The organism is Hymenobacter tenuis, from assembly GCF_054780495.1.
In genome coordinates, this window is sequence record NZ_BAAGWF010000001.1 from 1271517 (window position 1) to 1295428 (window position 23912).

Here is a 23912-nt window from a genome sequence, read left to right on the forward strand (position 1 = left end):
TGATGGCTTCTCGTTGGGCTACAATGCCAGATAGAAGGGCCCCAACAACTCCTGAAATTGGCGCGTGTAGGCTTCGGTTTCCTTTTCGTGAAGGGCTAGTAGTTCCTCGGTTACTAGGTCAGCCTGCCGCCCCAAGGTGGTAATGTGCCGCAGCGGCTTGCTGCCCGGCCGGTGTTGCATAACACGGCGCACGCTCGGGTAGAGACCTGTGGCCGCGGCATCCTGCTCGAAATGCTGCATTTCTGGGGGGGGCAGCAACACCGTCAGCTGGCCCGCGGGCGCGAGAAAATCAGCCGCGAACTTGGCCAGCTCCGCAAACGTGAGGCTATCTGTGGCGGTGTGGCGAGCCGTGGTGCGCGGGCCATCGGGGGAGCGGAGCGAGTTGCGGAAAAACGGCGGATTGCAGAGAATGTGGTCGAAGGGAGCAGGGGTTGAGGCCGCCAACTGGGCTAGGGGCATGGCCCGTAGCTCCAGCCGCTCCGCCCACGGGCTAACCCTAAAGTTGGCGGCTGCCTGCGCGGCGGCGGCTTCATCCAGCTCCACGGCTATCAGCTGGGCAGTGGGGTTGCGCTGGGCAGCCATCAACGCCAGCAAGCCAGTGCCGGTGCCAATGTCCAGTATGCGCGCCGCACCCTGCACGGGCGCTACTGCGCCCAGTACGCACGCATCGGTGCACACCTTCATGGCGCATTGGCCCTGCTCAATACGAAACTGCTTGAACTGGAAGTAAGTATTGGCCACCTTGGAATAGGAGAAATTACTAGGGTTAGGTTCGGTTCAAACCCCATTTACTAGGGTCAGAAGAGCCACAAGGTGTTAGGCGCGTTTGGCTTCAATCAGCTCGTAGCCTTCATCAATAAGCAGAGGACCACGGGTGGCACTGCCCACGGCCAGTTGGTCGCACCGCTCGTTTTCGGGGTGGCCGTTGTGGCCGCGCACCCACTTAAAGTGCACGGTGCGCTGCTTATACACTTTCAGAAAGCGCCGCCACAAATCCTCGTTGGCTTTCTTGCCGAAATCGGCCTTGGCGGCCCAGCCAAATACCCAGCGCTTTTCTACGGCGTCTACCACGTAGCGTGAGTCCGTAACAACGGTAATGGGCAGCTCAGGGCGGTTGATGGCTTCCAAGCCCACAATCACGGCCAGGAGCTCCATGCGGTTGTTGGTGGTCAGGCGGAAGCCTTGCGTCAGCTCTTTTTCATGTTGGCCGAAACGCAGAATGGCGCCGTAGCCGCCGGGCCCCGGGTTGCCCCGTGATGAGCCATCGGTATACAAATGAATCATACTACAGTGGGTTTGAAGCCCTCAGGAGCCTAGTAGCCGGTGCTTGGTTTGTGTAAACACATGTCGAAGCGCAGGCGCAGGTACTAGGCTCCTGAGGAGCGCAAACCCTAAAAATTACTCTTGAACAATTTAATGGCAATGGCCAGCAGAATCACGCCAAACACGCGGCGCAGAATGTCTTCGCCGGCTTTTCCCAGCTTGCGCTCAATCCAGGCCGAGCTTTTGAGCACTAGGTACACAAACACCAAGTTCACGAGCACGCCAGCCAGCACGTTGGGCAGCTGATAGGCCGCCCGCAGTGAAAGCAGCGTCGTCATGGTGCCGGCACCCACAATCAGCGGAAACGCCAGTGGCACAATAGAGCCGGTGGAGGTAAGCGGGTTATGCTTGAAAAGCTCCACGCCCAGAATCATTTCCATACCAATGAGGAAAATGATAATGGCGCCTGCCAGTGCAAACGACTGGAAGTCAACCCCAAACAACGACAGAATGCTCTGGCCCAGGAACAAGAAGGCTACCATCAGCACGCCGGCAACCAGCGTAGCTTTTTCAGACTGGATTTTCCCCTCGCGCTGCCGAATCTGGATGATAATGGGAATAGAGCCCAGAATATCAATGATGGCAAACAGCGTGAGCGTGACGGAGGCTATTTCCTTAAGCGAAAACATGAATCGCGGGGGTTATGCAGAGGGTGGCGCGGCGGGCGCTGGGTTTAAGCGAATTCGCGGGCAAAAAACTGAACCAGCTGCTCAAAAGCAGCATCTGGAATAGCGGGGAAGTTGGCAATGCGCAGGCTCGTTGATTTGAGGTTGCCGTAGCCGCTGCCCAGTTGCAGGCCCTGCGACAGGGCCCGGCGCTTCACTTCCTCAATCAGCGGGGGCGGACCCTGCAAACCAATAACCGTGGTGGAGCGCGCCTCCGGGTTCTGGATAAGTGGTGAGAGCTGCGTGGCTTGGTCAAAGTAGTCGTAGAGCTTGGTGGCCCGGTCGACGAGGTGGTGGTGCGTGGTTTTAATGGCCGTGCGGTCGTGGAGAGAGCGGCTCATCAGGTAGATTCCCAGCACGTTGGGCGTGAGGTTGGTCTGGAAGTTGAGCATCTTCTCGTACTGTGCCATCAGCGAGTTGTAGTGGCTGCGCTCATTGATGCGGCGGATGCGTTCCACTGCTCGTGGCGAGAGTAGCATTACGGAAAGGCCTGCCGGCAACCCAAAGCACTTCTGCACCGAGGCAAACCAGATATCGGCCCGGATGTACTTGAGCTGAATGCCCGCTAATGAGGAGGTCGCATCTACGGCCAGCAAGGCGTTGGACGGCAGGCGGTTGTAGATGTTCAAGATAACCCCATCGCGCAGCTGGGTGGCGTTGCTGGTCTCGTTCTGCGTGATGCACACCAAGTCAGTTTGGTCGTCCATAGCCGGGAGGCTTTTGGCATCCGGTACTTCATCGAGGCCAAACTGAATGCCTACGCTACCTGGGCGCAGGGCCTTGGCATACTCAAACCATTTCTCCCCGAAAGCGCCATTGTACAGGTGGAAGCTTTTGTTGGGCGTCAGGCTTTGGGCCAGCACTTCCCAGCACTCCGTGGCCGAGCTCATGAAGAACACGGTGTAGTCTTGCGGAATGTTGAGCTTATTTTTTAGCTCCTGCACGGTTTGGCGCATGAGCTGCACAAACCGCTCGCCGCGGTGTGGCGCCGAAAGCCAGCCCTCGTCGAAGGCGTCCTGAAGATACTGGCGTACCTGCGGATACACCTGCGAAGGGCCAGGATTGAATGTATACATATTAAAGGAAGTCTGAGGGAAAGGAAGCGCAAAGGTAGGAACCTCGCGAAGTGGAGTGCTAGGTAAACAGGGAAATGCGCATTGTTATTCGGCTATTTCCGGAGGCATAACGCAGCTGCTGTGTGGTTTCCTATGTTACTAGCCCTAATTAAACCCGAAACCCTACCCGTTTGGGCCGCTGGCCGTCAAAGTAATGTAGGGCCAGCTTGTAGCTATCTAGTTTAAAGCCGCTGATGCTGCCCACGCAATGGCGCCCTAGCAGGCTTTTCTGCCGGAACTCCTCACGGGCGTGCAGGTTGCTCAGGTGCACCTCCACTACGGGCGTATGAATGGCGGCCACGGCATCGGCTAGGGCAATGCTGGTATGCGTGTAGGCGCCGGCGTTGAGCACAATGCCGTGGTAGCTGAAGCCTACTTCGTGCAGCTTATCCAGTAGTTCGCCCTCGTGGTTGCTTTGGAAGTGCTCCAGTGTAAACTGCGGAAAGGCTTCGCGTAGCTCGGGCAGGTAGTCTTCAAACGAGCGGGTACCATAGATGCCGGGCTCGCGCCGACCTAGCAGGTTAAGGTTGGGGCCATTCAGAAGCAGGATTTGCATAGGATAGGGGGTAAGGGGCAGAGGGGCTGGTACCCGAGTTAGGTAAAGGTAGCGGAGAACCGGAGCGCAAGGAAAGACCTTCTGCCGTTAGAACCAATCTGAGAGCACTCTGAACCGACAATCCCCACTATTTTGCTGCCCCACCCGAATCACAGCTACCTTTACCGGCCTAGATTCCCACTTTTCCTTCCTGAGTTTCCGCCCCGCATGTCAACTTGGTCCATCGCTCTCAAGCAGTTTGAAGGCTATCTTCAGCTAGAAAAATCGTTGTCGCGGAATTCGGTGGAAGCTTATGTGCACGATGTGCAGAAGCTGCGCCAGTACCTGGAGCTGGAAAAGCTACCCGCCTCGCCCCAGCAAGTGACCACCCGCATTCTGCGCGACTTTCTGGGCTGGCTCGGGGGGCTGGGCATGTCGGCTACCTCGCAGGCGCGCATTTTGTCGGGCATCAAGGCCTTCTACCGCTTCCTGATTATGGAAGACATGCTTTCCCTAGACCCCACGGATACGCTGGACGCGCCCAAAACCGGCCGCAAACTGCCCGATACGCTTAGCTACCCCGAAATAGAGCAACTGCTGGCCGCTGTTGATTTGAGTACGGCCGAAGGCACACGCAACCGCGCCATTCTGGAGGTGCTCTACAGCTCCGGCCTGCGCGTAAGCGAGCTAACCACGCTACGCCTTTCCAACCTCTACGCCGACCAAGGCTTCGTGCGCGTAACGGGCAAGGGCAGCAAAGAGCGCCTGGTACCCATTGGCCGCGACGCGCTCAAGCACCTGGGGTTTTACCTGCAAGGCATCCGGGCCCACCTCGAAATCAAGCCCGGCCACGAAGACACGGTGTTTCTGAACCGGCGCGGCAGCGGCCTTTCCCGCATTATGGTGTTCAACATCATCAAAGAATCGGCGGTGAAGGCCGGTATTCAGAAAAGCATTAGCCCGCACACCTTTCGGCACAGCTTTGCTACGCACCTCATTGAAGGCGGTGCCGACCTGCGGGCCGTGCAGGAAATGCTCGGGCACGAAAGCATCACCACCACCGAAATCTACACCCACCTCGACCGAGACTACCTGCGGCAGGTTATCACCGAGTTTCATCCGCGCAGCTAGGCACCTTCGCGCCACCCAGCTAGCCCGCCCGCCTTTCAGCTGATACTGCATGCCCAATACCCCCGCGAAAGCCGCCCGAGCCAGCTTCCGCCTGCCCCCGTTAGGCTGGGCGGTGCTGGCGCTGCTGCTGCTGAGCATGGTCTACGTGAGCAAGTCGGGCAATACCTACATCCTGATTGATGACTGCCTGGACGGGGAGTTGCCGGTGGCATATGCCCTAGTAAAAGAAGGCAAAGCGCTGGCCTATGGCCCTACCGATACCATTGAGCGGCTGCTGCATGGTGTGCCCCGTAACGCGCTGCGGCCCGGCTTGCAGCCTCTCGTCGGGCTGATGCAGGTGTTGCCGCCGCTGAGTGCTTACTTGTGCCATGAGCTACTGGTGCGGCTGGCGGGCTTGTTGGCCATGTATGCGCTGTTGCGCCGTTACGGCTTTCCCGAGGCAGCCCAACGCGGGCTGTGCGCGGCGCTAGCCTTGGCTTGGGCGGTACTGCCAACCTACACCGTATATGGGGTTTCAATGCTGGGGCAACCAGCCGTAGTGCTGGCCCTCCTACACCTGCGCCAGGGCCCGGGCCGCTGGACCGACTGGCTGCTGCTCGTTGGGTTTGCGGCGTGGTCGGGGCTAGTGATGGCCGGCCTGTTTGTATTGGTCGGGGCTGGACTGGCCCTAGCCTGGGATGCCGCCCAGAACCGCCGGGTTGCTTGGCGGCCTGTATTGGGTGTAGTGGTACTGGCGGTAAGCTATGCCGTGGTAGAGTATCCGTTGGTGTATTCTCTGCTCATTGAGCGGCAGTACGTGCCGCATCGGGTAGAATTCGATTTTGACCGGTTGGTCCCGAACGCCGGGGTAGGGGTGGGGCTGGCATGGGCGCGGCGCTACTTTCTGCTGGGGCACTACCACTCGGGGCAGTTTTGGCGGTACGTGCCCCTAGCGGCCGCAGCCCTAGCCCTGTTGCTGGCCCCAACCCGGTTTGCTCGCCAGAAGTTGCTGAGTCGGCTTGGCGTGCTGCTGCTGTTACTTGTAACCCTGGCGCTGATCTGCGGCTTCTATCCGTACCTAGCGCGGGCGCTTTCAGACTCAATGCCAGTTATCCGCATCTTCAACTTGTCGCGCTTTCATTTCCTAACGCCGCTCTTGTGGTTTGGCGTGCTTGCTTTGAGCTTGCGCTACTTGCCAGCCGGCTGGCTGCGAGGTGGCGTAGTAGCCTTACAAGTGGTGCTGGGGCTGGCCCTGAATACGGAGTGGACCAACAATGTACGGCGCCTACTTGGCAACTTGCCCGCCTCGGAGCCCACCTACGCCGCCTTTGTTGCTTCCCAGCTTTTTACCCGAATTCAGCAGGATATTCGTGCCCAGACCACCTTGGCGCCAGCCCAGTATCGGGTTGCTTGCCTAGGATTTCCGCCGGCGGTGGCTTCCCTGAATGATTTTTATACCCTCGATGCGTACCAGAACAACTATCCGCTCACGTACAAGCGCACTTTCCGTCCGCTCATAGCTGCGGAGCTGGCCCGGAGCCCCGCGTTGCAAACGTATTTTGATGCCTGGGGCAACCGCTGCTACTTATTTTCGGCCGAGCTGGGCAAGAATTTCCGGGTGGCAGCGTTGCCGGAGCGGGTGGTGCAGCACTGGTACTTCAATTCTAGGGCCTTCCAGCAGTTGGGCGGACGCTACGTGCTATCGGCTGCTAAACTGGCCCGCCCCGAGGAAAGTGGGCTGTGCCTTGCCGGCGACTACACCTCTTCGGGTGCTTACTGGCACATTTGGCTGTATGAAACGCAGTAGCTGATGTGCTGAGCAGCTGAGAAATAAAGGATAAACTAGAGGTTTACCTCTAAATTGCTTAGCCGCCGGGCTACTCAGTTACTCACCGCAATTGCCTAGATTTGGTCTTTGGCGTGTCTCAATGGCTAAAAATACCTACAAGCAACAACCTGTCGCGGCCCAAGGCCGCACCAACGAACCTCGTCCGGCGCCCGCCGAGCCGCGCTCAGCCCGCAACCAGCCTAAGCCGGTTGCGGCGCCCGAGCCTGTGCGCGAAACCCGCCGCAACGAACCCAAAGCTGCTGCCGCGCCCAGAGCGCCGCGCAAGCCCCTAAAGCTTCCGGCGGTAAACCTCAGCGGGCTTTTTGGCTTTCTGCGCGACCGGCGGTTCCAGCTTTTTCTGGGCTTTTTCTTCCTGATTGGCTCCATTTACCTCACCATTGCCTTCATTTCCTTCCTGTTCACGGGCCAAGCCGACCAAAGCGTGACGGAAGCCGTGGACCGGACTCCGCTTAAGGAAGCGGGACAGGAAACCGGCAATTGGCTGGGGCTGGTGGGTGCTTTGCTAGCACAGTTCCTTATCCAGAAAGGCTTTGGTGTGGCGGCTTTCGCGGCCATCCCCATCGTTTTTTTCCTGGGCTATAAAATCGTGTTTCGGCGGGCGGGCGTCTCGTTTACCTATGTGCTGGCCTTATGCCTGTTCATCATGCTCTGGCTCAGCGTCTTGCTTGGGTATGTGGTACTCACCGTCCAGAGCCCCGAGGTTGACCCCAGTCTAGCGCACAGCCTTGACTTCCTGTGCGGCGGCGTCGGCTATGAAACCGCGTTCTGGCTGGATAGCCTGATAGGGTGGGGGACGGTGCTGTTGCTGGCTTTCCTGCTGATATCGTTCGTGGTTTTCTTTTTCAACGTAACCAGCCTCAACCTAAACCTGCGCCGCAGTGCCGGCGATGACGAGGAAGAGTCGTTCGAAACGGAGCGTGCCGCATTTAGTTCAGCCGCTAGGGGTAACCACGTTTCCAATTCATCTGTGTTTGAAGCGGAGGAAGAGCCAGAAGAGGATAATGCGCTGGGCATCACGCTTAAACGCGTAGGTCCGCTAGCTCCGCAAGCTGCTGCGCCTGAAGTAGATACAGATGAGCTTGAGGAAGATGATGATGAGCCGGCGGTAGCGCCACAGCGGACAGGTCCGGTGGTAGCTTCGGCTCCGGCGCTTGGCATTTCAACCAATGGCACGTCATCGGCGGGGGCTGCGGCTACAGTGGCAGCCGGCGGTTTGGGCACGGCTGCCTCGGTGCCACTCAGCGTAGCGCCTGCTGCTGGCGCCGCACTGGCCGCTGCCAGCCTTGCCACGCCTGCAGTGCCTAGTGGCCCTAGCTTCTCCTTTGAGGTGTCGGAGGCGGAGTCAGCAGCCAAAGCTGCGGCCACCCAACCAAGCGTCCCAACTCCTTTGTCCTTGGCTGATTTGGTGGATGATGGTACGCCACTACCCCCTCCAACTGCTCCAACCCCTCCGGTGGCAGTTGCGCCTGCGTCACGGGCCGGGTTGTCGTTTGAGGTAGAGGATGCTACCACTACGCCCGAGCTCGATCCGTCTGCGGGGGCTGATATGGCTGTTATTGCCGTGGAAGATGAGGAAGAGGAAGTGATGCCCACCGGCGAATACGACCCTACCCTTGATCTGCCGCGCTACCAGTACCCTACCCTGGAGTTGCTCAACGATTACGGGGTAGCGAAAGCCCAAGTATCGAAGGAAGAGCTAGAAGCCAACAAAGACCGCATCGTCGAGACACTAGGGCACTACGGCATTAATATCGCCAGCATCAAGGCCACTATCGGCCCTACGGTTACGCTGTATGAAATTGTGCCCGATGCCGGGGTGCGTATCTCCAAAATCAAGAGCCTAGAAGATGATATTGCCCTAAGCCTAGCCGCTTTGGGCATCCGTATTATCGCCCCGATTCCGGGCAAGGGTACTATTGGTATTGAGGTGCCGAACGCCAAAAAGGAGATGGTGAGCATCCGGTCGGTGTTTAACACCGAGAAGTTCATCCATACCGAAATGGATTTGCCCATTGCCTTCGGCCGCACCATCACCAACGAGGTATTTGTGGTTGATCTGGCCAAAATGCCCCACTTGCTGATGGCCGGTGCCACGGGCCAGGGTAAATCGGTGGGCCTAAACGTGATTCTGGCTTCCCTGATTTACAAGCGGCACCCCTCGCAGCTTAAGTTTGTGCTCGTCGACCCGAAGAAGGTGGAACTGAGCATCTTCAACAAAATTGAGCGCCACTTCCTGGCCAAACTGCCCGATACGGAGGAGCCCATCATCACCGATACCAAGAAGGTAGTGAACACGCTTAATTCGCTCTGCATGGAGATGGATAAGCGCTACGACCTGCTCAAAGATGCCGGCTGCCGCAACCTGAAGGAATACAACCGCAAGTTTGTGGAGCGCCGCCTCAACCCCAAGAAGGGCCACCGCTACATGCCCTTTATTGTACTGGTAATCGACGAGCTGGCTGACCTGATGATGACTGCCGGCAAGGAGGTAGAAACCCCGATTGCCCGCTTGGCCCAGCTGGCCCGCGCCATTGGTATTCACCTGATTGTGGCTACCCAGCGCCCGTCGGTGAACGTAATTACGGGTATCATCAAGGCCAACTTCCCCTGCCGGATTTCCTTTAAAGTGACCAGCAAAATTGACTCGCGCACCATTCTGGATGCCGGGGGAGCTGATCAGCTCATAGGTCAAGGCGACATGCTGATTTCTCAGGGTTCCGACATCATCCGGGTACAGTGCGCCTTCATCGATACGCCCGAGGTGGACCGCCTTTGCGACTTCGTGGGCGAGCAGCAGGGCTACCCTGATGCGTACCATCTGCCGGAAGTAGTAGGAGAAAGCGGCGGTGGCAACGGCGACCTGGAAGATATGGACCCCGCCCAGCGCGACTCCATGTTTGAAGAGGCTGCCCGCGTTATTGTCACGCACCAGCAGGGCAGTACCTCACTCCTGCAGCGCCGCCTGAAGCTTGGCTATAACCGTGCTGGCCGATTAATTGACCAGCTGGAGCACGCCGGCATTGTGGGTCCGTTTGAGGGTAGTAAGGCCCGGGAGGTTTTAATTCCGGATGAATATAGTTTGGAACAGTTGTTGAATAGCTTACCTAAGTAAGAGCTCAACGGCTAGAACTTCGCGCCCAGATTTTGTTCTTCACTTTTACAGCTGGCGCTGACACTTTATCCGAGTTCTACGTTCTTACGCTAAGCTCTCCAATAACACCTCTCTTTTTGCAATGAAAAAATACCTCGCCCTGCTCGCCCTCTCCGTGTCGCTGACCTCCGTGGCCACGGCGCAGCAGGATCCCAAAGCCGGGAAGATTCTGGATCAGATGAGTGCCAAATATCAGGCAATGAAGGCCTTTAAAGCCTCTTTCACCCAAACCCTCGAGAACGACGCGGCGAAAGTGAAGGAGAATTTGAGCGGCGATATTACCGTGAGCGGCCAGAAGTTTCGCCTGAAAATGAGCGGCCAGGAGGTCATCAATAACGGCCAGACCATGTGGACATACATGAAGTCGGAGAATGAAGTGAATATCTCTGATTACGAGCCCGAAGACCAGGAAATTTCGCCTTCCCAAATTTTTACCCTCTACAAAAAAGGCTACAAGTACGCCTATGTGCAGGAAGCTAAGGACGGTGGTGAGCTAGTGGATGTTATCGAGCTTTCTCCCGAGGACCGCAACAACCCGGTGTACAAAGTGCGCCTGAAGGTGAGCAAGAAAGATAAGTCGGTGAAAAGCTGGCAGATGTTCAAGAAGAACGGCAACCGCTACACCTACCGCATCAGCAAATTCCAGCCCAACGTGCCCACGGATGCAACAACTTTCACCTTCGACAAAGCCCGTTACAAAGGCGTAAAGGTGATTGACCTCCGCTAACAAGCTAGTGGCTCTGCCATCCTGACCGGCCCGCTTCTGCAAAGTGCAGGAGCGGGCCGTTTTGCGTTGTCAAGCTTCTTTAAGAACTTTCAGTCTTTTGTTAAGCTGCGTCAAATGCGCTAAACTGCTACTGTTCTGCTTTATACATTATGCAGGAAGATTTCCTACACTATATCTGGCAACACCAGTATTTTGATAAAACCAACCTACGCACCGAAGATGGCCAACTGATTTCGGTGCTGCGGCCTGGCCAGCGCAACCCCGATGCTGGCCCCGATTTTCTGAATGCCCGCCTGCAACTTGGAGAAGTAGAGTGGAATGGGGCCGTAGAGATTCATGTGCGGGCTTCTGACTGGCACCGCCACCAGCACCAATATGACCCGAAGTACGACCAGGTGGTGCTGCACGTGGTGTATACTGCTGATGCGGAGGTAGCGCGCCTCGACGGCTCTCTGATTCCGGCGCTGGCGCTGGCCCTACGCATTGAGAGCGGTCAGTTAGCCTCCTACGAGCAGCTGAAAAACCAACCTCCGGAGGCTATACTGCCTTGTGCGGCCCTGCTACCTCAAGTATCGGAGCTTACGCGCACCATGATGCTGGACCGGACGTTGCTGGAGCGGGTAGAGCAGAAGGCAGCGGCCATCCTAGATTTGCACCGGCAGCAGGAGCAGGATTGGGAAGCTACCACCTGGCACGTGCTGGCAGCAGCCTTTGGGTTTAAGAAAAATGCGGAACCCATGGCGCGGTTGGCCAAGGCGTTGCCCCTAACCATTGTGCGGCGGCATCGGCATGATGAGCGCCAGTTGGCGGCCCTAGTGTTCGGGCAGGCAGGTTTTCTGGAGGCGCCCGAACTGCTGACTGATGCTTATATACAAGACCTAAGCCGCGAATACAGCTTTCTGCAGCATAAGTATAACCTGCGCGGTACCGCCCTGGCGCCCCACGACTGGAACTTCCTGCGCATGCGGCCGGCCAATTTCCCAACTGTGCGCCTGGCCCAGTTGGTTGGGCTACTGCATGCCCGGCATGCTCTGTTTGATGCCTTGCTAACGGCCAAGAGCCTAGCGGCGCTGGAGCAGTTTTTTACTGCCTCCTTGCCCGAGTATTGGCAAACGCACTACCGCCCCGGCAAATCTGGAAAGGTAGCGTTACTAGGCCGGGCTAGCATTCACCTGCTACTGATCAACCTGGTTGTGCCCTTGCGGGTAGCCTACGCCCAGCATGTAGGCAATACCAGCCTGATTGAGGAGGCGGTGAATTTACTGGAGCAGCTGCCGCCTGAGCATAACCACCTTACTGATGCGTATGCCGATGCCGGCTTCCGCCATCGGTCCGCTGCCGACTCGCAGGGGCTGTTGGCCTTGCACAAAGGCTACTGTACGCCACGGCGCTGTGTGGCGTGTGCCATCGGGGCTAGTATCTTGCGGCGTGGTTAGGCTGCGGAAGGAGCAGCTGGGTTTGTATTTTTACGCTCTGTACCGTTGCTGCTGAAGCTCCTTGTTGCCTTTACGCTAAATCTGACCCTAGCAGGGCTGTTGCTGCGGTGGCTGCCCAGGGTGCGTAGCCTGCCCGGACTAGGGCGGTGGGTGTTGCCAACCCTGCTGCTAAAGCTGATCGCCACGGCCATTTCCGTAGGTGCGCTAACTGAAGACGCCAAGTATTTTCAGGACTGGGCCAACCGCATGACGGAGCAACTCTGGCATAACCCAGGCGTGTGGCTCCGGATGCTACCTACCGACGAGTTTTACTGGCAAGGCGAGGAACTGGTGTTCCATGGAATGTCGAATACGCTGTTTCTAATAAAGCTGCTTTCGGTATTCAATCTGGCCAGCCTAGGAAATGCCGCCTTGAGCAGTGTGTACCTTACCCTGTGCAGCTTTATTGGGAGTTGGGAGCTAGTGCGGCAAGTACAATTCCGGTGGCCGAATGCCGTGCCGGGTGCCGGGGTAGTGGCCTTTCTGCTCTGGCCCACTGTGGTGTACTGGACTTCGGGCCTGACAAAAGAGAGCCTGCTAGTAGCCAGCGGCGCGCTGGTACTAGCCCTCGTAATTCGGCAAACTTACGGCCGCGTCGGTCACGGATGGCGCGCGTGGCTGCTATTGCTGGTGGCAGCGGTACTTCATTTCAAAATGCGGTATTTCTTCGCGGTAGTGCTGTTTGGGGCGCTGGCAGGCCTAGGGGTAATATGGGTAGTGCAGCAGTTGGGTGGGGCCCGCTCTCGCCTTGTGCAACTGTTGCTGGTGCTAAGCCTGTTGAGTGCTGGGGCGTGGGCTGCCAGTGAAGTAAGCCCTGCCTTTCGGGCCAACAAATTCACCTCCCAGCTACAGCGTAACTACACCGCGCTGCTGCTTACCTCCCGCGGCAAACCGCACATTACGTACAACGATCTGCGCCCCACCACCGAAAGCGTGCTCCTGAACACACCTGCTGCCATCGGAAATGCGCTGGCGCGGCCGTGGGTGTGGGAAGGTTCTTCACCCTTGTACCTGCTGGCCGGGCTGGAAAACCTAGTGCTGCTGTTGGCTATAGGAGTGGCGGTACTAGCCTGCCTGCGGGGGCAAGCCGGTCAGCTACCCTTCGCGCTGGTATTGGCCCTAGTAGTGTATTGCTGCCTGATAGCTGCTTTGCTGGGGCTCACTACCCCCAACCTGGGAACCTTGAACCGGTACCGGGTTACCTTCTTGCCGTTTTTGCTGATGCTGCTTTTTCAGAACGAGTATACTAGGCGGCTCCTGCAGCGGTTCAAGCTGTAACAGGCGCTGCACATTGGGTTACTGGTATGGGATAGGTCCCCGGCAGATCTTGTATCTTTGTCGTCCAAAAAATAAACGCATCGGCCCGCTGTGGCCGTTTTCAATAGTATGGAAAATCCTGTAATTATTCTGGGCGCGCAAGCTGTTGGTACGGCCGCGCTTGATGCGTTCCAAAGCAACGACGTGGTAGTGTACTGCCTGCTCGATGATAACGCGGCGCTGCAGAATACCGAGCTCAATGATGTGCCCGTAATGGGTAACACCGACGACAAAGAGCTCCTCAAGCTGCTGGGCAAGAAGTGTGAAGTATTTGTGGCTACTGAAGATACGGCCAGCCGCCGCAGCCTTACCAGCATGCTGCGCGAGGAATACGAGGTGGCTCCCGTAAACGCTATTCATGAGCGCGCCAGCGTATCACAGCACGCGTGGCTGGGGCACGGCATTCTGGTAGGAGCCAATGCCGTGGTAACTGGCACGGCCAAGCTCGGCGACGGCTGCATTCTGGGGCCCAACGCAGTAGTTGACGTGAAGGTAGAGCTAGGAGACTACGCCCAACTAGGTGCCGGCGCCATTCTGAACGCTGAAGTGCAGGTAGGCGAGTTGGCCTTCATCGGGGCCGGAGCCGTGGTAGTAGCCGGCGTGAAAATCGGGGCGAAAGCCCGCGTAGGTGCTGGCTCCGTGGTAGTGGCCGATGTGCCGGCCGGCCAGACCGTTTTCGGCAACCCTGCCCAAAAAGTATAAATTTTAGCGTTCAGAAGAATCCGCTTGAAACAGAATAGGAAGCATCTGATTTGCTGTTTCAAGCCTTGACAGTACACTTCTATAGAAAGATGGACTACCTCGTTCTACTGTATTACTGCTACACGCCCATCGAGAACCCCGATCAGTTTCGGGAAGAGCATCATCGGTTGTGTTTGAGCCTGCATTTGCTGGGGCGCATTATTGTGGCGCCGGAAGGCTTGAATGGCACCGTTTCGGGCCGGCGGGCCGATTGTGAGGAGTATATGCGCCTAGTGAAAGCCGACCCCCGCTTTGAGGCGCTGGAGTTTAAGGTGGAGGAAGCACCAGCGCACACCTTCCAGAAGCTGCACGTGCGTGTGAAGCCGGAAATTGTGCACGTCGGTTTGCCTAACATTAAACCCTACGAGCGCACGGGCATTCACCTCTCGCCCACCGAGTTCCGGGATATGAAGGACCAGGACGACGTGGTAGTGCTGGATGTGCGTTCCGATTACGAGCACAACCTCGGCCGTTTCAAAAATGCCATCACCCTCGACATCGAGAACTTCCGGGAATTTCCGGAGAAGGTGCAGGAACTGGAGCAGTACAAAGGCAAGAAAGTACTGACGTATTGCACCGGCGGCATTAAGTGTGAAAAGGCCAGCGCCTTTTTGCTGGAGCAGGGCTTCGAGAATGTGTACCAGCTCCACGGCGGCATTATCAAGTACGGGCTGGAAGCCGGCGGTGAAGATTTTGAGGGCAAATGCTACGTGTTTGATGGCCGCGTGGCCGTGGACGTGAACAGTGTGAACCCCAGCATCATCAGCCAGTGCCACCATTGCCACACGCCCTCCGACCGGATGGTGAACTGCGCCAACCCACACTGTAACGCCCACGTGCCCCTCTGCGAAGCCTGCGCTCAGCAGCTAGAAGGAGCCTGCTCCACTACTTGCCAGGAGCACCCCGAAAAGCGCCCCTACGATGGTACCGGCACGTACCCCAAAAACAGCAACAACTACAATCCCGAGCAAGGGCTGCTATCGTACCGGGCACCAGTGCGTTAAGGTTTTACTAGCCCCGGCCATAGCCCAAACCCAGTAAAGGATCTTTTCTCAGTTGTACGACCATCGTCTCATGGACTCGTATTACTGGGAAAAGATCCTTCGTTTTTTCTTTTTGACCTCCGGCATTCCTGCCTAGGTATCGAAAACGCACAAACCCAAACTGCGGTTTTTGCCGTACCATTGCACCTTCCTTTCCCAAAAATCCCCCTGTTATGCCCATCGCCGAATCGGAGCTGATCCTCAACAAGGATGGCAGCGTCTATCACCTGAACCTGCTACCCGACCATATTTCGGAAACCATCATTACGGTCGGCGACCCGGAGCGCGTACCCACGGTAAGCCAGCATTTCGACTCCATCGAGACCATCATTCAGAAGCGTGAGTTTGTGACGCACGTGGGCTACTACCGCGGCAAGCGCCTCACGGTTATCAGCACCGGCATGGGCACGGATAACATCGATATCCTGATGAACGAGCTGGATGCGCTGGTCAACATCGACTTCGTGACGCGGGAGCCGCGCCCGCTGGAGGAGCGCATCAACCTGCGCATTGTGCGCGTGGGCACTAGCGGCTCGCTGCAGGCCGATATTCCGGTAGGCTCACTGCTGGTATCGGAGCACGCCGTGGGGCTTGATTCGTTGATGCAGTTTTACCCGCTGGTAGAAACCGGGCTGGAAGTAGAAGTAGCTCGCGGCATTCAGCAGCGGTTGCAGCTCGACTACCGCCCGTACTGCGTGCGCGGCTCCGACTTGCTGCGTGAGCAGCTGGGCGCGGGCATGATACCGGGCAATACGCTCACCTGCCCCGGTTTCTACGGCCCGCAGGGTCGCGTGCTGCGCCTTGATTTGCGCCTAACCAATCTGATTCAGGAGTTCCAGCAGTTCCGCTACCAGAGTGCCGAGGGTGAGTTCCGCCTCACCAACTTCGAGATGGAAACAGCGGGCTATTATGCGCTGGGCCGCATGCTGGGCCACGAGGTGACGTCGTTGAACGCCATTGTGGCCAACCGCGCCACCGGCGAATTTGCTACTAACTCCGAGGAAGTGATAAACAAACTCATTGCCACCACCCTGGAGCGCATCTAATCACGAATTGAAACGGATGTATCAGATTGCACGGATTCTCTGTGTACTCCTGTAACTACAAAAAGCCCGCTTGATGACTTGTCAGGCGGGCTTTTTTGTAGTCATAGAACGTCGAGCACTGGGCTACTAGGTCGCGTTATTACGCAAACTACCCAACAACGCAGATGGGCTAGTCAGCGGAAACTCCGTGTAATCCGACATATCCGTTTCAATCCGTGATTAATAGAAGTCGAAGCTTAGCACGGCCTTCAGGGGTAGTGATATTCCTGATTTAAGTGTCAGGTACTCTTCGTGCGTGGCCCAAACGGTGGTATACACGCGCTTAATAGAACCATCCGCGGTCTGAAAATAAATATCAAGCTTGCCATGGTAGGCGTTGCCCAGGGTGGCGGCCCGCTCCGCATCGTGGCGCCGCCGCTGGATTGCAGCCTTATCGGTCAGCACGTCCTCAGCGGCAAAGCGCATGCTGGGAATAGCTTCTTTCTCAATGGTTTCTATGGCCGGATCGGTAGTTTTTAGTTCGGGAATCATGGTCGTAGGGAAATAGGTGATACTCGCAGAACAGGGAAAGGCCAGGAAAGTGCCGCATTCCAAATGAAGAACGAATGAACAGCGGGCTACCCATATGCTGCCGCTCTACTGTTCCGCTTAGTTTACGCCAATTCCGCCAAAAAGGCCATCGTATCTACGCCGTCGGCGTAATCTGATACGCCCGGCTCCTGCGCCCGACCGAAAGAGAAACTGCCCGGATACAAGCCGCCCGCCGATACAATGCACTGAGTTTGAGTGGCTACTTCCGTCAGGCGCAGCGCCAGGTCCACCTCGTGGCTGTAGGCATCGTGGTGCAGTACCGAAATAGGGGAAACCAGTTGGGCGCTAGGGGTGAGGAGCAGGAAACCAGAGTCGAGGTGCGGGACGCGGTTCACGAGCATGATGCTCTTGTTGTAGTCGTAGTTGTTCTGGTAGCGGTTGTGCTCCAGCACGCGGTGCCACGGCTGTAACGAGTCGAGCAAGGGCGTGAAATCGTAGTGTTCGGGCACGTAGAGCTTGCTCACGTTGCGGCAGCCTAGCCCGTAATAGCGGAAAATATCCTCTCCCAGCATCCCCAGGTCGTGGTCCGTCTCGCGGCCCGTAAGCACGGCCAGGCTGGTGCGGTTGCGGCGGATGATGTTGGGCTTCTTGCCGAAGTAATACTCAAAGTAGCGGGCTGTGTTGTCGGAGCCAGTAGCAATGAAGGCATCGGCGGCGTTGAGCCGGTCGGCTAGGGTAATAAACTCCGCAAAGCGGGGTTCTAACTTGGTCAGCTCATCTAGAATCCAGCGCATGAGCACGGTATCATCGGAACTAAGTTTGGCTAGCAGAATATGGCCTGAGAGCAGCACGCACAGCGCATCATGGAAGCCTACTAGCGGAATATTACCGGCCATTACCACACCCACTTGGCGGGGTTGCGCGGGCTCAGAGGGGTAGCGGCCGGCCCAATGGCGCAGGGGCTGCTCGTCCAGCATTTTGGCAATGCCGCGCAGCGCTGAGGTGACGTTAGGCAAATCAAACCAGTTATTTTGGTTGCGGGCGCGAGCCGCCAATGACTCCAGCTCATCGGCGTGGGCTGGGGAGGAGGTAAGCTCCGTAAGGCGCTGGCCTAGGGCCACGAAAGCGGCCAGGCGGTCGGCGTGGGTCATATGGGTAGGAAATGAAGACGGATGGGGAAAATGGATTGCGTAGCTTCGGTCAGTAAACCTTTTGGCTATCCAACAGGATTCCATAGGAGAATACGGAATTCACGCTCAAAATTCTTGTTGAGTACGGCTAATTCCTAATTTTGCCTGTCTGCATCCGGCCGTTGGTTGGTTGCGTATTAGTTAACAGTACTGTTTCCCTACCTTTTAAGACACTACCAGGCTATGGCCATCATGATAACCGACGAGTGCATCAACTGTGGTGCCTGCGAACCGGAATGCCCGAACACCGCTATTTACGAGGGCGGTGCCCAGTGGCGCTGGGCCGATGGCACCAGCTTGAAAGAAGTGCAAGTTGATGGCGGAGCAACCGTTTCGGGCGTTGCGCCCCAAACGCCCATTTCCGACGAGTATTACTACATCGTGTCGGATAAGTGCACCGAGTGCGTAGGCTTCCACGAAGAGCCCCAGTGCGCCGCCGTGTGCCCCGTGGACTGCTGTGTAGACGACCCCGACTACCGCGAATCGCAGGAGAAGCTCCTAACCAAAAAGCAGTGGCTACACCAGGAGGCGTAAGTTCTTCTGACCACTGTCGCTGAAGAGAAGAGCCGCTGCCGTAGCGGCTCTTCGTTTTTTAAGGGGGTAGTAACTGGTTTTGTGACGTTGGTTGTCTGCCAGCGCGCTAGGCCACTGGTTTCCTGAAACCCGCTGCATTTCCCGGCCCCGCCCGAATTGCCTACTTTTGCCCGTATTCTGAACTGATTCCCTCCGACGATGTCTATCGCCAAAACCTATACCCCCGCCGACGTTGAAGCCAAATGGTATCAGCGCTGGCAGGAGCAGGGCTTCTTCAAAGCCAAAGCCAACCCGCGCAAACAGCCCTATTCGGTAGTGATTCCGCCACCCAACGTGACGGGCGTGCTGCACATGGGCCATATGCTGAACAATACCATTCAGGATGTACTGGTGCGCCGGGCGCGCATGCAGGGCAAGGAAGCGTGCTGGGTGCCCGGCACCGACCATGCCTCTATTGCCACAGAAGCCAAGGTAGTAGCCTTGCTCAAAGAGCAGGGAATCGAGAAGAAGGACCTAACCCGCGAGCAGTTCCTGGAGCACGCTTTTGCCTGGAAAGAGAAGTACGGCGGCATCATTCTGGAGCAGCTCAAGCAGCTCGGCGCCTCCTGCGACTGGGACCGCACGCGCTTTACCATGGAGCCCGAGCTGACCGATGCCGTGCTGCGCGTATTCGTGGATCTGCACCAGAAGGGCCTGATTTACCGCGGCGTACGCATGGTAAACTGGGATCCGCTGGGCCAGACAGCCCTGAGCGACGAGGAAGTAATTCCGAAGGACGTAATGGCCAAAATGTACCACTTGCGCTACGAAGTAGTAGGGCAGGAGGGCCAGTTCCTGACGGTGGCCACTTCGCGCCCCGAAACCATTATGGCCGACGTGGCCGTGGCCGTAAACCCCAACGACCCGCGCTACACGCACCTGCACGGCGGGAGCGTGCGCATTCCGCTGCTTGGCCGCGAAATTCCGGTAATTCTGGACGAGTACGTAAGCATTGACTTTGGTACGGGCGCGCTGAAAGTAACGCCCGCCCACGACCTGAACGACTACGAGCTGGGCGTAAAGCACAACCTGCCCGTTATCGACATCCTCAACAACGACGGCACGCTGAATGAAAAGGCGGTGCTGTACGTAGGCCAGGACCGCTTTGCCGCGCGCCGCAATATTGTGAAGGACTTGGAGGAAGCCAGCCACCTAGTAAAGGTGGAGGAGTACGCCAGCATCGTCCAGACCTCGGAGCGCACCAAGGCCGTTATCGAGCCCCGCCTGAGCATGCAGTGGTTCCTGAAAATGGAGCACCTAGCAAAACCAGCGCTGGAAGTAGTAGAAAACGACACCGTAAAGCTGCACCCGGCCAAGTTCAAGAACACCTACCGGGTGTGGATGGAAAACGTGCGCGACTGGTGCATTTCGCGGCAGCTGTGGTGGGGCCAGCAGATTCCGGCCTACTACTTGCCCGATGGCAGCTTCGTGGTGGCACTCAACCCGGAAGAGGCGCTGAAGCTTGCCCGAGTTCAAAGCGGCAACGACGACCTACAACTCACGGACCTGCGCCAGGATGAAGACGTACTCGATACGTGGTTTTCGTCGTGGTTATGGCCGATTTCGGTATTTGATGGATTTAAGGATCCTGATAACGCCGACGTCAACTACTTCTACCCCACCAACGACCTAGTAACCGGCCCGGACATTCTGTTCTTCTGGGTGGCCCGCATGATTATGGCCGGGTTGGAGTACCGCCGCGAAATTCCGTTTCGCAACGTGTACCTCACGGGCATTGTGCGCGATGCGCAGGGCCGCAAGATGAGCAAGCAGCTCGGCAACTCGCCCGACCCCTTGGACCTCATCAAGCAGTTCGGCGCCGACGGTGTTCGGACGGGCATGTTGTTCTCGGCCCCGGCCGGCAACGACCTGCTCTACGATGAGAAGCTAGTGGAACAGGGCCGCAACTTCTGCAACAAGCTCTGGAATGCCTTCCGCCTCACCCAAGGCTGGGAAGTAGACGCTGCGCTACCCTTCGCCAATGATAAAGCGGTGGAGTGGTTCTCGGCCAAGCTGCAAACCACGCTCACGGACCTTGATGAGCACTTCGAGAAGTTCCGGATCAGTGATGCCCTCATGACGGTGTACAAGCTGGTGTGGGACGACTTCTGCTCGGTGTACCTGGAGATGATCAAGCCTGCGTACCAGGCCCCCATCGACCCCGAGACGCTGCGCCTGACCACTGGCTTCCTGGAAACCCTGCTCAAGCTGCTGCACCCGTTCATGCCCTTCATCACGGAAGAAATTTGGCATGAGCTGGCCGAGCGTGGCCCCAAGGACTACGTGTGCGTAGCGGCCTGGCCTAAAGCCCCGCTGGTACCCAACAGCACCGAGCTACTGGCCCGCATGGACCGCGCCCTCGACATTGTGGCCGGGGTGCGCAACATCCGGAACCAGAAAGGACTAGGCCCTAATAAGCCCTTAACCCTCGCCGCTAAAACAGACGACGTGCCTCTGCTACAGGATTACGACGGTATCATTCGGAAGCTGGCGGCCCTCACCGAAATCAGTGTGGTAGAAACTGCGCCGGCGGCTTCGGTAGGGTTCGTGTCGGGCGGAGCCGAGTTCTTTGTGCCCTTGGAAGGCCAAATCGACCTAGGAGCTGAGAAGGAGCGCCTGACCAAAGAGCTGGAATACGCCCAAGGCTTCCGCGACTCCGTGCTGAAAAAGCTGAGTAACGAGAAATTCGTGCAAAATGCCAAGGCCGACCTGGTAGAGCGCGAGCGGCAAAAGCTAGCCGATGCGGAATCTAAAATTACGGCTCTGGAGCAGAGTTTGGCCGCCATGTAAGCCTAGTAACAGTCTGCCAAAAAGGCCGCCGCGGTAACGTGGCGGCCTTTTTGTTTGCTAGCCTATTCAGTGAGCTAAACCGTCCTGCTGAGCGGAGCCGAAGCATCTCTACCGCTTCGTTGCTGGAGGCACTAGTCCAGGTAAGTAGCCAGCGGTAGAGATGCTTCGACTCCACTCAGCAGGACGTTCTGAAGTTCACTGTGTTGGTAGAAACCTCAGCAGTAGGAAGTAACAATACCAACATTCCACTTTTTCTCTTTCCTTTAGTGTAGTCGTTCACCTTAACTTCTGCGCTATGAACCGAATCTATATCTGGCTGACGGGCCTGGGCGTGCTGCTAAGCGGCACGGCTGCGGCTCAGTCGGCCCCCGCAACTGCCATGCTCAAACCACCCGTAGCGGCTATTAAGCCCAAGCAGCTCACCTCGCCTTTCGGTACCCGCACCGATAATTACTATTGGCTAAATGAGCGCGAAAACTCGGAGGTTATCAGCTACCTCAACGCCGAAAATGCCTACACGGAACAGCAACTGGCACCCGTGAAAGGCCTGCAGGAAAAGCTGTTTCAGGAAATTAAAGGCCGCATCAAGGAGCAAGACGAATCGGTGCCTTACCGCGACAATGGGTACTACTACTATACCCGCTTCGAGGCCGGGGCCGAGTACCCGATTTACTGCCGCAAGAAGGGTAGCCTGACGGCACCCGAAGAAATCCTGCTCAACGCCAACGAACTCGGTAAGGGCAAGGCCTACTACCAGATTGGCGGCTTCGAGGTCAGCGACGACAACCAGGTGCTGGCTTACTCCGAGGACGTGGTGAGCCGCCGCTTGTACACACTGCGCTTCCGCAACCTGAAAACCGGTCAGCTGTATCCGGAGCAGATTATTAACACCAGCGGCAACGCCGCCTGGGCCGCCGACAACAAAACGGTTTTCTATACCCGCAAAGACCCCACCACGCTCCTCGATTACCAGCTGTACCGCCACACGCTGGGCACCGACCCCAAGCAGGACGCGCTGGTGTATGAGGAAAAGGACAATACCTACCGCATTCAGGTGGGGCGCTCTAAATCGCGCAAGTACATTTTCTTGCAGGCCGGCAGCACCATGTCGTCGGAGACTAGGTATCTGGAAGCCGCAAACCCCACGGCTCCATTGAAGGTGTTCCTAGCCCGCGAAGCCGACCATTTGTATGATGTAGAGCATTTCGGCGACCAATTTTATGTGCGTTCCAACGCCGGTGCTCCTAACTACCGCCTCCTGAAAACGCCTGTTACCAACACCGCCAAAACCGCGTGGCAGGAGGTGATTCCACACCGTAAGGACGTGTTTCTGGAGAACATGGAGCTGTTCAAGGACTACCTCGTGCTCGGTGAGCGGAAGGAAGGGCTGCTGCAGCTGCGCTTAATTCGGTGGAAGGACAAGCAGGAGCATTACCTCAACTTTGGAGAGCCCACCTACACGGCCGCCATCAGCATCAACCCCGAGTTTGATACGCCGGTGCTGCGCTACAGCTACTCCTCCCTCACCACGCCGGCCTCTACCTACGACTATGACATGAACGCCCGCTCGCGCAAACTCATGAAGGAGCAGGCCGTGCTAGGGGGCTTCAAGAAGGAAGACTACGTGACGGAACGCGTGTACGCCACCGCTACCGACGGTACGAAGATTCCGATGTCTATCGTGTACAAAAAGGGTTTCCAGAAGAACGGTAGCGCGCCCATGCTGCAGTATGCGTATGGCTCGTATGGCATTACCATGAACCCCACGTTCAGCGCCGCGCGGCTGAGCCTGCTGGATCGGGGATTTGCCTACGTGGTGTGCCACATCCGGGGCGGGCAGGAAATGGGCCGGCAGTGGTACGAAGACGGCAAGAAGCTCAAGAAGAAAAACACTTTCACTGACTTCACCGACTGCTCCAAATTCCTGATTGACCAGAAGTACACCTCAGCCCAGAAGCTGTTTGCCATGGGCGGCTCGGCGGGTGGCTTGCTGATGGGCGCCGTAGTAAACCTGCACCCTGAGTACTACAAAGGGGTAGTGGCCGCCGTACCATTTGTGGATGTGGTAACGACCATGATGGATGAAAGCATTCCGCTGACTACCGGCGAGTACGACGAATGGGGCAACCCGAATAAGAAGGAGTTCTACGAGTACATGCTCAGCTACTCGCCCTACGACCAGGTGAAAGCCCAGGCCTACCCCAATATGCTCGTAACTACCGGCCTCCACGACTCGCAGGTGCAGTACTTTGAGCCGGCCAAGTGGGTAGCGAAATTGCGCACCATGAAAACCGACAACAACCTGCTCTTGTTGCACACCGATATGGCTGCCGGCCACGGTGGGGCCTCCGGCCGCTTTAAATCCATTAACGATACGGCCCGGCAGTTTGCCTTCATGCTCATGCTGCTAGGGGTGAAAGCGTAGCCAAGGCTCCTGAACTTAGTACTGTCGCACAAATAAAATAGAAAGCCGCTCCGCCAAGGGAGCGGCTTTTTTGTTTACCCCAACCAAACCCGCCTTAAATATTTCAGGGTCACGTGCCACCCCCGCGGCAAAACTGCGTCTGTGGCTGCGGTTGCCTGGCATTCGTGCGTGCTTTCTAAGGTGTTTGAGGCGGAAATCGGCCGTTTGGTCGGGTTCGTTTCGGCCGCTTTGCCCGAAGGGCTAGGTTTGCGAATACACTATAGCGGCAGATGTTGCTGCTGGTTGGTTGGGTGCTGTTTTCCTCTC

The 23912-nt window shown here is 57.2% G+C and carries 19 protein-coding genes; 12 read left to right on the plus strand and 7 right to left on the minus strand.

The genetic code is table 11. The features are described from left to right. Positions 1-18 precede the first annotated feature (18 nt). From ACYVGU_RS05475 to aroQ, 5 genes are all read right to left on the minus strand, one after another. A complete protein-coding gene (locus ACYVGU_RS05475; protein ID WP_460621229.1) occupies positions 19-741 on the minus strand; it encodes a tRNA1(Val) (adenine(37)-N6)-methyltransferase in 723 nt (240 codons plus the stop codon). 75 nt (positions 742-816) lie between these two features. Beyond that, on the minus strand, positions 817-1284 hold the full coding sequence (rnhA, locus tag ACYVGU_RS05480; RefSeq protein WP_460612061.1) for a ribonuclease H family protein: 468 nt from the start codon (positions 1282-1284) through the stop codon (positions 817-819). A gap of 107 nt (positions 1285-1391) precedes the next feature. Beyond that, positions 1392-1952 carry a MarC family protein gene (locus ACYVGU_RS05485; RefSeq protein ID WP_460612060.1) on the minus strand — a complete coding sequence of 187 codons (561 nt, stop codon included), beginning with the start codon at positions 1950-1952 and terminating at the stop codon, positions 1392-1394. A gap of 44 nt (positions 1953-1996) precedes the next feature. Beyond that, the gene (locus ACYVGU_RS05490; protein ID WP_460621230.1) at positions 1997-3064 is read right to left on the minus strand and encodes an aminotransferase class V-fold PLP-dependent enzyme; all 1068 of its coding nucleotides are present in this window, start codon (positions 3062-3064) and stop codon (positions 1997-1999) included. A 148-nt stretch (positions 3065-3212) separates the two neighbouring features. Further along, positions 3213-3659, minus strand: coding sequence for a type II 3-dehydroquinate dehydratase (gene aroQ, locus ACYVGU_RS05495; RefSeq protein ID WP_460612058.1), 447 nt, complete (start codon positions 3657-3659; stop codon positions 3213-3215). Between the two features lie 207 nt (positions 3660-3866). Between aroQ and xerD the strand changes: the two genes are divergently transcribed. From xerD to ACYVGU_RS05540, 9 genes are all read left to right on the plus strand, one after another. Next, positions 3867-4769 carry a site-specific tyrosine recombinase gene (xerD, locus tag ACYVGU_RS05500; protein WP_460621231.1) on the plus strand — a complete coding sequence of 301 codons (903 nt, stop codon included), beginning with the start codon at positions 3867-3869 and terminating at the stop codon, positions 4767-4769. 49 nt (positions 4770-4818) lie between these two features. Further along, entirely contained in the window at positions 4819-6555 is a 1737-nt protein-coding gene (locus ACYVGU_RS05505) for a DUF6044 family protein (RefSeq protein WP_460621232.1), read from the plus strand. Positions 6556-6676: 121 nt separating this feature from the next. After that, positions 6677-9709 (plus strand): FtsK/SpoIIIE family DNA translocase, encoded by a 3033-nt coding sequence (locus tag ACYVGU_RS05510; RefSeq protein ID WP_460621233.1) that lies wholly within the window; start codon positions 6677-6679, stop codon positions 9707-9709. A 121-nt stretch (positions 9710-9830) separates the two neighbouring features. Next, the gene (locus ACYVGU_RS05515) at positions 9831-10475 is read left to right on the plus strand and encodes a LolA family protein (RefSeq protein WP_460612054.1); all 645 of its coding nucleotides are present in this window, start codon (positions 9831-9833) and stop codon (positions 10473-10475) included. Positions 10476-10624: 149 nt separating this feature from the next. Then, positions 10625-11911: a DUF2851 family protein gene (locus ACYVGU_RS05520; RefSeq protein ID WP_460621234.1), complete on the plus strand. Its 1287-nt coding sequence runs from the start codon at positions 10625-10627 to the stop codon at positions 11909-11911. Positions 11912-11956: 45 nt separating this feature from the next. Continuing rightward, positions 11957-13228 (plus strand): hypothetical protein, encoded by a 1272-nt coding sequence (locus ACYVGU_RS05525; RefSeq protein ID WP_460621235.1) that lies wholly within the window; start codon positions 11957-11959, stop codon positions 13226-13228. A 108-nt stretch (positions 13229-13336) separates the two neighbouring features. Beyond that, positions 13337-13969 carry an LbetaH domain-containing protein gene (locus ACYVGU_RS05530; protein WP_460621236.1) on the plus strand — a complete coding sequence of 211 codons (633 nt, stop codon included), beginning with the start codon at positions 13337-13339 and terminating at the stop codon, positions 13967-13969. 89 nt (positions 13970-14058) lie between these two features. Beyond that, positions 14059-15012 (plus strand): rhodanese-related sulfurtransferase, encoded by a 954-nt coding sequence (gene trhO / locus ACYVGU_RS05535; RefSeq protein WP_460621237.1) that lies wholly within the window; start codon positions 14059-14061, stop codon positions 15010-15012. Positions 15013-15224: 212 nt separating this feature from the next. Further along, positions 15225-16097 (plus strand): nucleoside phosphorylase, encoded by an 873-nt coding sequence (locus ACYVGU_RS05540; RefSeq protein ID WP_460612049.1) that lies wholly within the window; start codon positions 15225-15227, stop codon positions 16095-16097. Between the two features lie 219 nt (positions 16098-16316). Here ACYVGU_RS05540 and ACYVGU_RS05545 read toward each other — a convergent pair whose 3' ends face one another. Together ACYVGU_RS05545 and ACYVGU_RS05550 are read right to left on the minus strand one after the other, a co-directional pair. Further along, a complete protein-coding gene (locus ACYVGU_RS05545) occupies positions 16317-16628 on the minus strand; it encodes a hypothetical protein (RefSeq protein ID WP_460612048.1) in 312 nt (103 codons plus the stop codon). A 122-nt stretch (positions 16629-16750) separates the two neighbouring features. Next, a complete protein-coding gene (locus ACYVGU_RS05550; protein ID WP_460621238.1) occupies positions 16751-17779 on the minus strand; it encodes an aldehyde dehydrogenase family protein in 1029 nt (342 codons plus the stop codon). A gap of 222 nt (positions 17780-18001) precedes the next feature. Between ACYVGU_RS05550 and ACYVGU_RS05555 the strand changes: the two genes are divergently transcribed. The 3 genes from ACYVGU_RS05555 (at position 18002) to ACYVGU_RS05565 (ending at position 23606) form a co-directional block, all read left to right on the plus strand. Beyond that, complete coding sequence (locus tag ACYVGU_RS05555; RefSeq protein WP_460612046.1) at positions 18002-18352, plus strand: 4Fe-4S dicluster domain-containing protein; 351 nt, start codon at positions 18002-18004, stop codon at positions 18350-18352. A gap of 198 nt (positions 18353-18550) precedes the next feature. After that, a complete protein-coding gene (locus ACYVGU_RS05560) occupies positions 18551-21181 on the plus strand; it encodes a valine--tRNA ligase (RefSeq protein ID WP_460621239.1) in 2631 nt (876 codons plus the stop codon). Positions 21182-21560: 379 nt separating this feature from the next. Then, positions 21561-23606: a S9 family peptidase gene (locus tag ACYVGU_RS05565; RefSeq protein ID WP_460621995.1), complete on the plus strand. Its 2046-nt coding sequence runs from the start codon at positions 21561-21563 to the stop codon at positions 23604-23606. The last annotated feature ends 306 nt before the right edge of the window (positions 23607-23912 follow it).